General features: G+C 39.6%; 10 protein-coding genes. 2 read left to right on the top strand and 8 right to left on the bottom strand.

The features are described 5' to 3' along the window. Positions 1-56: 56 nt before the first annotated feature. Positions 57-1,931, top strand: coding sequence for a DUF885 domain-containing protein (locus ABD009_RS04860; protein WP_343823188.1), 1,875 nt, complete (start codon positions 57-59; stop codon positions 1,929-1,931). 193 nt (positions 1,932-2,124) lie between these two features. On the opposite strand, the gene pulA is transcribed toward ABD009_RS04860, so the two are convergent. Genes pulA through purE form a run of 5 tightly spaced genes read right to left on the bottom strand, consistent with a single transcriptional unit; the run spans position 2,125 to position 8,174 of the window. After that, the gene (gene pulA, locus ABD009_RS04855) at positions 2,125-4,878 is read right to left on the bottom strand and encodes a pullulanase-type alpha-1,6-glucosidase (RefSeq protein ID WP_343823186.1); all 2,754 of its coding nucleotides are present in this window, start codon (positions 4,876-4,878) and stop codon (positions 2,125-2,127) included. Between the two features lie 20 nt (positions 4,879-4,898). Further along, complete coding sequence (gene rlmF / locus ABD009_RS04850) at positions 4,899-5,858, bottom strand: 23S rRNA (adenine(1618)-N(6))-methyltransferase RlmF (RefSeq protein WP_343823183.1); 960 nt, start codon at positions 5,856-5,858, stop codon at positions 4,899-4,901. Further along, positions 5,858-6,466, bottom strand: coding sequence for a carbonic anhydrase (locus ABD009_RS04845; RefSeq protein WP_343823181.1), 609 nt, complete (start codon positions 6,464-6,466; stop codon positions 5,858-5,860). Before ABD009_RS04845 ends, rlmF begins: the two co-directional genes overlap by 1 nt. Before the next feature lie 17 nt (positions 6,467-6,483). Beyond that, complete coding sequence (locus ABD009_RS04840; RefSeq protein ID WP_343823179.1) at positions 6,484-7,656, bottom strand: 5-(carboxyamino)imidazole ribonucleotide synthase; 1,173 nt, start codon at positions 7,654-7,656, stop codon at positions 6,484-6,486. 32 nt (positions 7,657-7,688) lie between these two features. Next, complete coding sequence (gene purE, locus ABD009_RS04835) at positions 7,689-8,174, bottom strand: 5-(carboxyamino)imidazole ribonucleotide mutase (protein WP_155695646.1); 486 nt, start codon at positions 8,172-8,174, stop codon at positions 7,689-7,691. Positions 8,175-8,329: 155 nt separating this feature from the next. Here purE and nhaA point away from each other — a divergent pair, with 155 nt between their 5' ends. After that, positions 8,330-9,529: a Na+/H+ antiporter NhaA gene (gene nhaA, locus ABD009_RS04830; protein WP_343823176.1), complete on the top strand. Its 1,200-nt coding sequence runs from the start codon at positions 8,330-8,332 to the stop codon at positions 9,527-9,529. Between the two features lie 139 nt (positions 9,530-9,668). Here nhaA and ABD009_RS04825 read toward each other — a convergent pair whose 3' ends face one another. From ABD009_RS04825 to ABD009_RS04815, 3 genes are all read right to left on the bottom strand, one after another. Further along, on the bottom strand, positions 9,669-11,024 hold the full coding sequence (locus ABD009_RS04825; RefSeq protein WP_343823174.1) for a magnesium transporter: 1,356 nt from the start codon (positions 11,022-11,024) through the stop codon (positions 9,669-9,671). Then, positions 11,024-11,914, bottom strand: a complete 891-nt coding sequence (locus ABD009_RS04820; RefSeq protein ID WP_343823172.1) for a mechanosensitive ion channel family protein — start codon at positions 11,912-11,914, stop codon at positions 11,024-11,026. Before ABD009_RS04820 ends, ABD009_RS04825 begins: the two co-directional genes overlap by 1 nt. A 174-nt stretch (positions 11,915-12,088) precedes the next feature. Beyond that, positions 12,089-13,321, bottom strand: a complete 1,233-nt coding sequence (locus tag ABD009_RS04815; protein WP_343823170.1) for a class I SAM-dependent methyltransferase — start codon at positions 13,319-13,321, stop codon at positions 12,089-12,091. Positions 13,322-13,331: the final 10 nt, after the last annotated feature.

Raw genomic sequence — 13,331 nt, 5'->3', positions numbered from 1 at the left:
GCAAGGTAAAACAGTATAATGATTAACAAACTTCCAAAATATAATAAGAAAATAACATGAAACTAAATAAGACATTTTTGGCGTTAGCCATAGCATCGAGTTTTGTAATTACAGCTTGTAATGACTCAAAACCAACCAGCAATAACACTGAATCTTCAGCGGTTAATGACCAAGTTACGTCCGCAGAGGCAAACATTTCTGAAGAACAAATAAAGTTAGCGTCGGTAGAAGCAAACAAAGTTTTTGACGAAATATACATGGCTGGCGTGATGCGCAATCCCGTGTTTCAGACTTACTTAGGCATAAAAGATGATTATGATAAGTGGTTTAATTTGTCAGCTGAAGCGGCAGAAGCAGAGCTGACCATTGTTAAAAAAGACTTAGCAACTATTGCAGCAATTGATGAGTCTAAGCTAGATGAACAAACAAAAATAAGTCGTCAGCTTTATATTCAGCAATTGGAAAATGAAATTGCGGATCACCAATGGCGTTTACATAATTACCCAGTAAACCAAATGTTTGGTACGCACTCGCAAATACCGGCATTTTTAATTAACCAGCATTCAATTGCCAACGAAAAAGAAGCGCGAGATTATATCTCAAGAATAAAAGGCGCTGAAAAAGTTCTTTTTGACGTGGTAGAAAACCTAAAAGCTCGCGAAGCAAAAGGCATTATTGCGCCTAAGTTTGTATTCCCACATGTTATTCGTGATTCAAAAAATATCATCGTTGGTGCACCATTTGATAATGGTGACGACAGCACAATCTTGTCTGACTTCAGCCGTAAAGTGAATGCCTTAGAACTAGAGTCTGAAACTAAGTTGGTGTTAATTGCAGAAGCAAAAGCAGCTCTAATCTCTAGTTTAAAGCCTGGTTATGACAAGCTCGTTAGTTACTTAGTGACCTTAGAAAAGAAAGCCGATGACAAAGATGGCGCGTGGAAATTCCCAGAAGGGGAAGCGTTCTTCAATAATGCGTTAGCGCGAACAACGACGACTGATCTGACAGCCAACGAAATCCATAAAATTGGTTTAGACGAAGTGGCTCGTATTCATCAAGAGATGACAGAGATTAAAAACAAAGTTGGCTTTGACGGTGAATTGAGCGATTTTTTTGAGTTTATGCGTAATGACAAACAGTTTTATTACGACAATACAAAAGAAGGCAAACAGCAATATCTAGATGAGGCCGTTGCCTTAATTGACGATATGAAATCGCGCTTAGATTCACTGTTTTTAACTAAGCCTAAAGCTGACATGATTGTTAAACAAGTTGAAGCATTCCGTGAAAAGTCAGCCGGAAAAGCTTTTTATCAACAACCTGCTCCTGATGGTTCACGTCCTGGCATTTATTACGCTAACCTATACGACATGGAAGCAATGCCAACGTATCAAATGGCCGCGCTTGCTTATCATGAAGGCATTCCAGGTCACCATATGCAAATTGCCATAAAACAAGAACTTGAAGGCATTCCTATGTTCCGCAAGTTTGGTGGATACACGGCATATACAGAAGGTTGGGGATTATACTCAGAGCTAATTCCAAAAGAGATTGGCCTATACGAAGATCCGTACTCAGACTTTGGTCGTTTGGCGATGGAATTATGGCGTGCGTGCCGTTTGGTCGTGGATACCGGTATTCATAGCCAAAAATGGACTCGTCAGCAAGGTATTGATTATTACGTAACAAATACGCCAAATGCAGTGTCTGACGCCGTTAAAATGGTTGAGCGTCACATTGTAATGCCTTCACAAGCAACGGCTTACAAAATTGGTATGTTAAAGATTTTAGAGCTTCGAGAAAAAGCAAAAACAGCCTTGGGCGATAAGTTTGATATTCGTGAATTCCACGACGTTATTCTTAAAAATGGTCCTGTACCATTAAACGTCCTTGAAGGGTTTGTTGATAGCTACGTGGCTTCAAAAGCTTAAGCTTTACTGAATATTGCTTATTTTAGGCAAATAAAAAGGGCTGATTATCAGCCCTTTTTTATTGCGTCCTATTTACGGTAGTTGTCATGCAATAGCTGCAATTTAATACCATAGCTGCGTTACATTTACTGTAGGTACCGTGCGATAGCTACTTTTAAAGTGATAACTAGGATTTCGTATAACTTGTTGCAACTTACTGTGCTTTGACAAAAACAGCCGTAGTTAAACCAGGAACTTCAAATCCGGTTGCCGTTGCTTTTGCTTTTTTAACAACTTCATCGGCGCCATTAACTTGAGCTTCATGAAGCAGGTAGCTACTAGCATCGGTGCTAAACGTTTTTGGTTCGGCGGTATTGTTAAACACAACCACAATAGATTCCAGCGTAGGATCAATTTCCGTTAAACCGTTATCTGCAATGTACATGACAATCAAACCACGGTTTTCCAATACATCTTGGTTTAAGAATGTCACTTGGTGTTTTACTTGATCCGCTGTTCGTAACCTAAATAACTTAGAGCTCATTCGGATTTTGATAAAATCTTGGAAGACTTTTGACGACAGTTGAATGTGTTTCGACTGAACTTGATCGCGACCTTCGTTTCTATCTAGCAAGGTAGAAATGACCGGCCAGTTATCAACGTCTTTTTCTGCTGGTGGTAAGCCAACGTTGTAGTTATTAGTTTGATATGAAAAATCAACACGGTTGAACCAGTCGCCATAATCATAGCTGTCACGTAAAAATGACTTTGAACGTAACAACTCAGAACCCATATGCAAAAACGGAATGCCCTGCGCCATCAATGGATAAGACAAGGAAAGCAGTTGGAAACGAACGCGTTGATCTGTTGTTAGGTCATAAGGCAGTCGGTACTGGTTATTGTCCCATAACGTTTGGTTATCATGCTTAGACACGTAATTAATGGTATCAGCAGGGTCTTTTGCGTAACCAGCTGGGCCACCACCGTAAGGGATGTCTTTACCTAAAACTGTGGTACCAAAAGAGTTAACCATTGAATAGTCAGCAAGGTTTGCCGCTAAACCAAGTTTAACTTGGTCCATTGAACGCAAGTATTCATCTATTTGAAGGTCTTTGTCTTGAAGATCATTAGGAACAACGGTTAGGCCATTACCGACACCTTGGTCACGTCTTAAACCTTCTTTAGCGGTTTGAAAGTTTCCGCCTCTAATGGCATCTCTGAGCCTGTCAGTAAAGGTACCAATTTCAGTTCCTGCTAACTCAGTTTGGCTAGCTTGAACAAACTGTCTGTTATTAGCAACTTCACCAAAGTTCCAACCTTCACCATAAAAGTAAGTATCGCTGTCTACTTTAACCACAGCTTCACGTGAGCGTATCATGGCATCTTTTGGCTGATGACCCATTAGGTCAAAACGGAAACCATCAATTTTATATTGCTGTGCCCAGGTAACTAACGAGTCTGTCATTAGTTTTTCCATCATGGCATTTTCAGTTGCAGAATTGTCACAACATGTGGAGGTTTCAAGAACACCTGTCACTGGGTCATAACGGTGATAGTAGTTTGGTACTACTTTATCCAGAACCGACTTTTCAGCAACACCAGAAGCAAAAGTATGGTTGTACACGACATCCATTATTACTCTGAAGCCCTTGTTGTGAAGAGACATCACCATCTCTCTAAACTCAATGAGGCGAGAGAATCCTTCAGGATCTACGGCATAACTGCCCTCAGGAACGGTGTAGTGATATGGATCATAACCCCAGTTGTAGTTGTCATAACCGCGGATTTTTTCCATTAAATCTTGAGCTTTATCAGAGCGAGGATCATAGCTCGACAGTAACTCATTAAGGCTTTTATCTTTAACGTCTTCATCACAGACACTAAGGCCATCAACTAAATCACAAACTTTTGCCATTGAGTCAGACAAATCAATAGCTTGCGCTGGGTCTTCATTAATAGTGGATAAGTCATAAGTTGGCAGTAGGTGTACCGTATTAAGTCCGGCACCTTTGAGTTCCATTAAGTGAGACATGCCATCGCTATCGCGCTCAGAAAAGGCTTTATATTTACCTCTATAACTTGCCGAGCTTAGTTTGGTATCAAAAGCACTAAAATCACGAATATGAGTTTCATACAAAATGAGATCTTCAGGCGCTTCTACCGTTGGTACTTTATGTTGCGCCCAACCTGCAGGCTTTGTTTCTGGAGCATTTAGGTCTACTACTTGTGAGTACTTACTGTTTACAGAAAGGCTTAACGAGTATGGGTCTGTTGTAATAAGTGTTTCATACTTGCCAGTGCGAGGGTGAAAGACTTCAACTTGATATTGATAGTAAGTACCGTGACTCGCAAGTTTGGTTGTTAATGACCAAACGCCAGTTTTAAGATCTTCTTTTAACTCAATAGGATCGTCACTCAGCGCAGTTTTGTTTTTATCAAATAAATGGACAGAAACATTAGCGGCGGTAGGCGCCCAAAGTTTAAAGGAAACACCGTCACTGGTTAAGCTCGAGCCCAAGTCTTTTACTTCGTTGGCATCGTTTTTACCGCGAGTAAATAAGTCATCTAATAAACGAGCTTGTTGAACATATGATTTGGCAATTAAATTACCGTCTTTGAAGGACTTAACAATATTGATTGATTTAACTAATGCGTTGAAGTCTAGTTTCTCATCAAAAGTGAATGCACTAAACTGAGCTAAATGCGGATATTGTTTTTGCAATTCAGGATTTAATACCGTCGGCGTTAATTCAATAACAACTTCTTCGCCAAGTCTGTTTTCAGAGACAAGCTTTAACTTTTCTGCACCATTCGCCATTTTGATAACTAAAGTATTGCTAGTTAGGAAATGGGCGGCACTATCTTCAATAGGTTGATCGCTGGTGAATATTGTATCTGGCTGGCATGCGGATAGGGCAACGGCGCTAGTAATAATTAGCGCGGCTGCTATTTTATTTTTTATAAACATGAAGACCTCTGTTGGGCTTATTATTCGAACCAGGTTTTATGTTGTGTTTGAGGAATAAATGTCCAAGCGACAAAACGACTGATTTTGTGTCCTTGGCCCATGTCTATGATTTTATATTCCTGAACTTTTGCTTTTTTTAATTCTGATTCGATGATTTTTAAACTGTCTTTTTTAGAGACTAAACTAGAAAACCATAACACTTGCTGTTTAATCTGAATACTTTCCTTGATCATGTTGCATACGAATTCAACTTCACCACCGTTGCACCATAACTCACTGTTTTGGCCACCAAAGTTTAAAGATTGCGTTGCTTGAGGAGGAAGTGATTTTGACTTAGCTAGGTTTTCAACTTTTTGTGCATTGGCAGCAGACGCTTCTTCTGCAGAACGGTGAAAAGGAGGGTTACAAAGTGTAAAGGCAAATTTTTGTTCAGGTTGTACTATGCCGTTAAAAAAGTAGTTGGCATTATCTTGTTTTTTCACTTTAACGTGCGACTTCAAGTATGGATTACTTTTAATCAGTGTTGCAGCACATTGGAATGACAAAGGATTAACTTCAGAACCTACAAAAGACCATTGGTACTCGTGTCGGCCTATGATTGGGTAAATAAGGTTTGCACCGGTTCCTACATCAATACCTTTGATTTTTTTGCCAGTTGGAATGACGCCATCGTTACTTTTGGCTAATAAGTCCGCTAAGTGGTGAATATAGTCGGCGCGTCCAGGTACAGGTGGACACAAAACATTTTCAGGAATTTGCCAAAAGTGAATGCCGTAATAGGCAAGCAACAAGGCTCTATTTAGTTCTCTAACCGCATTAGGGTCAGCAAAGTCGATAGTTTGATGGCCTTTTTTACGTTCTACAATATGAGATTTTAAATCAGGATTAGCTGCAGTTAACGTATCAAAGTGATAGGCAACGCCATCAACAACTTGATGGCGGTTTCTAGGGTGCAATGTTGGGCTGTTTAAGTTGCTCATTAAACGTTAATGAACCGAGTTTGCTTGTCGTCGTACATTTCTACATTGCCTGTTTTAATGTCATACATCCAGCCGTGAACTTGTATTTCGTTGGTGTGTAATTTTGAAAATACCGCTGGGTGTGTTTTGAGATGATTCATTTGAAGAATAATGTTTTGTTTAGTCACTTCATCTAAATGTTCATCAGTTAAATGATCATGCTTTTGTTGTACGGCTTCTTTAGCTGCCCGACAATGATCTAACCAAACTTTTACGTGCGGAAGACGCTTTACAGATAATGGGTTCATCGCAGCTTTCATTGCGCCACAGGAGCTATGTCCACAAATAATAATATGTCTTACTTTTAATACTGAAACTGCATATTCAATTGAAGCTGTCATGCCGCCAGTTTCGTGAGAATGTGGCGGAACTATATTTCCTGCATTACGGCAGATAAACAATTCCCCAGGCTCTGACTGGGTAATTAAATTAGGGTCAATTCGGGAGTCTGAACAGGTAATAAATAAAACATCTGGATCTTGGCTTTGTGCTAAAGCTTCAAATCTATCTTTATGCTCTGGATAGACTTCATCTTGAAACTTCTTTAAACCTTTTAATAGCTTTTCCATTTACAAAAATACCTTCACTAATTATTGATAAGAGGAGCCAAATTTGTTGCAAGGGCATCAGGTAAAAAGTTTTTCACAGTTTTTACCGTTTCTAATAATTGTGCAGGTGTACTTCCCGTCACATTTATATGGCCCATTTTGCGTTTTGGCCTAACTTGTTTATCGTACCAGTGAAGATGAACATTTGGCACTGTAAACAGGTCTGCTTTCGGTTTGCTTTGTCCCACGTAGTTAATCATGGCAACACAAGAGGTTGCTCTAGTTTCACCCAAAGGATAGCCAGCAACAGCGCGAATATGGTTTTCAAACTGACTGGTGACCGAACCTTGTTGAGTCCAATGGCCTGAGTTATGAACACGTGGTGCAATTTCATTTACGATGAGTTGATCTTTTAATTGGAAAAACTCAATGGCTAAAACACCACAATAATCTAACTGTTCCGATATTTTTTTGTAAATGTCTTGTGCTTGCTGCTCAAGTTCAAGTGTAACTCTAGGTGCTGGAGCCAGCGATAGTACTAACTGACCATCGGCATGATGATTTTCTGTTAGTGGATAAAACTTATGATTACCATTTTTGTCAGTGACACCAACAAGTGAAAGCTCTCTTTCAAAGTTAATGCAACGTTCTGCTACCAAAGGCATCTTTTCAAAATTATGCTCATTGAGTTGTGACTTTACACCCACTAAATCTTGAGGAGAGAAAATACGCCATTGACCATAACCGTCATAACCGTCGCGACTGGTTTTTAATATGATGCGCTCACCAAGTGTTTCTGATGCTTTATCAAGATCGCTAAGTCCATTAACAATCACATTTTGACAGTGACGTACGTTAACTGAGTCTAGAAGTTTTTTCTCGACGATACGGTCTGCACCAGCATGTATGGCTTTTGCATTTGGTAAAAACTTGCCACTGAGCTCTGCTTTAGCTAACAAGTCTAATGGAAGGTGTTCAAACTCAGAGGTAATGACCGCTGCATCATCAAAAGCTTCATCAAGGGTTATATTAAGAACCGTTTTATCAACTGGGTTTACGCATTCTCGGGTATTGGCATTCACGGCAATAATATTTAAGCCAAGCTGAGTAGACTCAAGGTACATCATGCGGGCCAATTGACCATGGCCAAGAATGACAACGAGGTTGTTGTCGTCATTTAAAGAGCTATTACTAAAATATGGAGGCGCCATCACTTTTCACTTATTTGGGATAGTTGATAAAATTAAAAGTCTAATTTGTGGTTATTTAGTACGTCTTGGGTTTGTTCTAATCTGAATGCTTTAACTTTTTCAGTTACTTCAGAATCGTTTAAGCCAATAATTTGAGCCGCTAACAATCCTGCGTTTGCAGCACCTGCCTCGCCAATGGCTAAGGTTCCTACTGCAACACCTTTTGGCATTTGAACAATTGAGTATAACGAATCTACGCCACTCAATTTGCTTGATTTAACCGGCACACCTAATACTGGTAAGTGCGTATATGCTGCAATCATGCCTGGAAGGTGAGCGGCGCCACCGGCACCGGCGATAATAACTTGAAAACCTTTGTCGGCTGCTGTTTCTGAGAATTCTTGGAGAAGGTGGGGAGTTCGATGGGCGGAGACAACTTCAGCGTGATATTCAATGCCGAATTTATTTAACATGTCGGCGGCGTGTTTCATTGTTGGCCCATCTGATTGTGAACCCATCACGATTGCAACTCTTTTCATCTTTCTCTCTATTTTAAGTTAAAGCTTTTTAAGTTGGCGGCCATTTTAGCAAAGCTAATTAGGTTGGTCATTAACCGATTGACGGAATTAATACAAAAATGGAAATGTAACGTATATTATAAAGATAACTAATTTAATGGATGTAAAATAAACACATGAGTAACACTGATAATAATTTTATCGTACAGTTTTTTAAAACAGAATCATCGGGCGGGATACTCCTATTCCTAGCGGCAATTTTAGCAATAGTATGTGCAAATACAGCATTAGTGACCTATTACGAAATGTTGTTATCAACACCAGTTGAGATAAGAGTTGGCGCATTGCAAATTGCCAAGCCTTTATTGCTTTGGATAAATGATGGTTTAATGGCTGTATTCTTTTTCTTAGTTGGTTTAGAGCTTAAGCGTGAATTGATAGAAGGCGAGTTGTCGGATAAGAGGAATATTATTTTGCCAGGCGTTGGGGCCATTGGCGGTATGTTAGTACCTGCTTTAGTTTATGTTTATTTTAATATAGATAATGAGGTGGCTTTGAGTGGTTGGGCAATTCCTGCTGCAACTGACATTGCATTTGCACTTGGTGTACTAACGCTTTTAGGCTCAAGAGTCCCAGTGGCACTAAAGGTATTTTTAACCTCGTTAGCAATATTCGATGATATAGGCGCTATCTTAATTATCGCGTTTTTCTACACATCAAAGATTTCCATTGGTGCTTTAATTGTTGTGGCCCTTTGTATCCCAGTTCTTACGTACCTTAATAAAAAGAATGTTGTGTCATACAGTCCATATATTTTTATCGGTATTATTATGTGGATAGCAACGCTGAAATCGGGTGTACACGCAACCTTAGCGGGTGTTTTACTAGCGATGTTCATCCCAATGCGAAGCAAAGAAAATCCCGAATTTTCGCCCGTTAAAGAGTTAGAACATGATCTGCACTCGGTTGTCGCCTTTTTTGTACTCCCTGTGTTTGCCTTTGCTAATGCGGGCTTAAATTTAACCGGTGTAGGTTTTGAACAAGTACTTCATCCGGTACCTGTAGGTATCGCGTTAGGTTTATTTGTAGGTAAGCAGGTTGGTATATTTGGGTTATGTTGGTTGGCAATTAAAATGGGACTGGCGAAGCTTCCTAAAGGCATGAACTTTGCGGCTCTATACGGAACCGCTGCATTGTGTGGTATCGGATTCACCATGAGCTTGTTTATTGGTTCGTTAGCGTTTGAAGAAACTGGCGTTGATCTGCTGTTTGATGAACGATTAGGTATTATTGTTGGTTCAGTGTTAAGTGGTATTGTGGGTTATTTAGTGTTGAATAAAGCGCTCAAAGAGCCAGATACTGAAGTGAAAGAGTAGACGGAAAGTAACTAAACACTCGATAGTGGCGGCTAACCTTAACGCCTATTGTTTTAAATGTGACGAATAAAAAAAGCTCTGCATTATGCAGAGCTTTTTTTATACACATGACCTGTCCTAAATAACGTTGAAGGGTCATTTAAATAAGTATTAGGGATGCCGCACCTAAGAAAACAAAAAATCCAACAATGTCAGTGACGGTAGTAAGTATTACCGAACCTGCTAATGCTGGATCTATTTTCATTCGGTCTAAGGTAACTGGAATTAGAATTCCGAACAGTGCAGCTACCAACATATTTACAATTAACGCACCCGCAATAATCATGGAAAGTGCGATATTTTCAAACCAGAATCCAGTAATGACCGCAACGAGCAGTGACCATGCAACACCATTTATCGCCGCAACTGCTATTTCCTTTCGCTTTAAAGACGAGACGTTATTGACACCCAGTTGACCCGTTGCCAATCCTCTTATCGTCAGCGTAAGTGTTTGGCTACCTGTAATGCCACCCATGCTGGCGACAATTGGCATTAGTACAGCAAGAGCCACAACTTCTGCTACAACCTTATCAAAAATACCAATTACTATAGATGCCATGAATGCCGTTAATAAATTGATACCGAGCCAAACGGCTCTGCGTCGAGCACTAAGCGCAACTGGTGCAAACAAATCTTCATCGCTTACTTGTCCTAAGTGCGCAATTTGCGCTTCGTAGTGTTCCTGAAATATCTCTAGGGCGTCATTGATATCAAAACGGCCTAGTAATTCACCGGTTTCCGTTACAACGGGTAACATCGACTTTTTAGTACTTTTTAATAAGTTTGAGGCGTCGAGCAAGGGTAAGTCAGCGTTGACAATATGTACTGAGGTTTTAGCAATATTGGCCACTAAGTCTTGAGGCTCAGCGCTAAACAATTCGTTTATGGTGATTTCGCCAATAAAAATGTTTTGCTCATCAGTAACTAAAAACGTATCGGTATACTCTGGTAAATCGACGCTTTTTAGTTCAGATAATATGGACTCTACCGAGGCCGATTTGTTTACCGTAAATACGTTGTGATTAGCATATCGTCCCACTTGATCGTCGGTGTAATTTAATGACTCACGAATGTGGTTTTGTGTTTCTTTTGATAATTTCTTAATGAATTTTTTAGCGACGCTCGTAGGCAATACATCAAGAACTTCAATTACCTGGCTAGCATCACTATTAGCTAATGCTTTATGAACACTTTTATTTGGTAGTGACGAAACAAGCTGTAACCTGGCATCTTCTCGCATACCAGCAAGAACAGCTGTGGTATCAATATTTTTTAAAAACGGCCATATTAGAATACGTTGTTCGCTAACTAAACTTTCTAATAACCATGCCCAGTCATCTTCACTAAAGTCATTTGTCTCAGGCGGTAATGCAAAGCTTGTTTCATCTTCAATTAAAGCTTTAAGTGCAGTTTGCACTTGGTTCATTACCTCAATACGAGAGTCTACATTTAGCATTATGTATTCCCCACTGAGTTACTTTGATTGTTGGCAGGAATTAACGTCTTATCATCACTTACAGAAAGACTATTAACCTCTGCATTTTCTTGTGCTTTAAAATAGAGCGTATAAAAATCGCTAATCAGGGATTGCTCAATCTTTTTTGCTTTACTGGTTGGACAAAAAATAGAAAAGACAAAAGATACTTTGCCAATATCCGTGGTTTGCACCTTTATGGCTGGTGCAGGTCCTGCGATTTGAACGCCCAATCTATTCTCTATGAGTTTATTATAGCGCTGAGCAACATCGGTAAACTCAAAACAGTAACCTTCCGCTTTTGAATACAATTTAGGTACCAAATCATATGGATTTGTTTTTATGCAGTCCATTACCACCGAAAATGAGTGGTTAATATAGCGCTTCATATAATTCATATTTTTTATTGGTAAGGTCATGAGCTGGTTGTTAGGTAAAAATATGGTTTTGCCTGTGTAAGCATAGGTATCAGCGCTAATTTCTAATATTGTGACTTTTGCCCAGTCAGTTTCCGCCACTTCACCAAATTGGTTATTGGTTTGGATCCAATCGCCCACTCGGAATGGGTTGGTACTGCTGATATATAAAAAACCAATGAAACATTGAATAAGCTCACGCGTTGCTAAAACAATAGCGACAACAAAGGCTGCAATAGACAGTGCAAAGTTCTGTAATTCATTGCTCCATAACATGAGCAAGGCAATAATAAACACCATGTTGATGGCATTTTTGGCCGTATTGATATGCAAACGACGGTTTGTTGATTTAGAACCAGCGTTGCGATTAATAAGTTTGATTAATCCTATTTTTGCTAAATACGCGGCTAAAAATAGAAGGAAACTAAAAAATAATTGGCTGTTAAATAGACTCACTAAAAGAACCTAAAAAAGTAAAAGGGATTTAGAATAAGCGTAGCATGAGAGCTGATTCTGAGTTAAATAAAAATTACTATATTTGACAATTATTTAACTAAAAACAAAAGGGCTAATAAAATTAGCCCTTGAAGATATTGTAGAGTTATCAAACGTTACTGTAGAGCGTCTGTTTTATTTTCTAGCAACAAAGTGAACTGTGCTGGTGGCGCGTTGTAAAAATGCACCTTCACAGTAACTTAAGTAATAGTTCCATAAACGACGAAAACGCTCGTCAAAACCATACTCTGTAAGTTCTTGCCAGTTCTTGTTAAAACGAACTCTCCACTCATTGAGCGTTTGAGCGTAATCTAAACCAATGTCATGTAGCTCATGAAGCACCATATCCGTATCTTGTCTCAAGTGTTTGCTCATAAACTCGATACTTGGCAAACATCCACCCGGGAAAATATAACGTTGGATAAAGTCGACGTTACTGCGGTAATGATCAAAGCGCTGATCCGCAATAGTGATAGCTTGAATTAACATTTTGCCGCCAGGCTTTAACAGTGCATTACACTTGCTAAAGAACTCGGTGTAGTACTCAAAGCCAACAGCTTCAATCATTTCAATCGAAACAAGCTTGTCGTATTCGCCAGTTAGTTCTCGGTAATCACGTTTTAATAGTGTGATTTTATCTTCTAGGCCAAGCGTTTTTATTCTTGCCTGAGCATAGTCGTGCTGCGCATCAGAAATAGTCGTCGTTGTTACGTGACAATCATAGTTTTGAGCGGCAAAAATAGCTAAGCCACCCCAGCCAGTACCAATTTCAACGAGTCTGTCATCGCTCGTAAGCTCCAGTCGCTGACAAATTAAATTGAGTTTGTTTAATTGAGCCGCGTCTAAATCCGTGGCTTCTTTGCTATAAATAGCCGATGAGTACATCATTTCTGGATCTAAGAAACGGGTATACAAATCATTACCAAGGTCGTAATGCGCCAGTATGTTTTCTTTGGAGCCTGATTGAGAATTTTTATTACGACGGTGGAAAAGTTTATTCTTTAATTTTGTCGCCCATGACATTTTGCTTTCCAGCTCGTCAAGTTGTTGCTGACAGACAACAAAAGCTTCAATTAAACGAGTTAGGTTAGGGCTAGACCACTGATTATTAATAAAGGCTTCAGCCGCAGCAATACTGCCGCCGGTAGCTAGTGACTTATAGACGCCTTGGTCGTGAATATTTAACTGTGCTTGGATTTCAGCATCTCGCTGTCCAAAAAAATGATTTCCATCGCCCGGTAACTGCGGGTCATGAATGGTCAGTCCAACACCTTCAATGCGTTCTAAAACTGCGAAAATAAGCTTTTGGTATAAACCAGAAGACCAGCTCGAACTCGATTGGCTGATTGGGGTGACTAACTTTTCCATTGTTGATTCC

Source organism: Psychrosphaera haliotis (assembly GCF_039523615.1).
Taxonomy (GTDB): Bacteria; Pseudomonadota; Gammaproteobacteria; order Enterobacterales; family Alteromonadaceae; genus Psychrosphaera; species Psychrosphaera haliotis.
The sequence above is the reverse complement of the archived record's forward strand: the minus strand, read 5'-3'. Positions and strand labels throughout refer to the sequence as shown.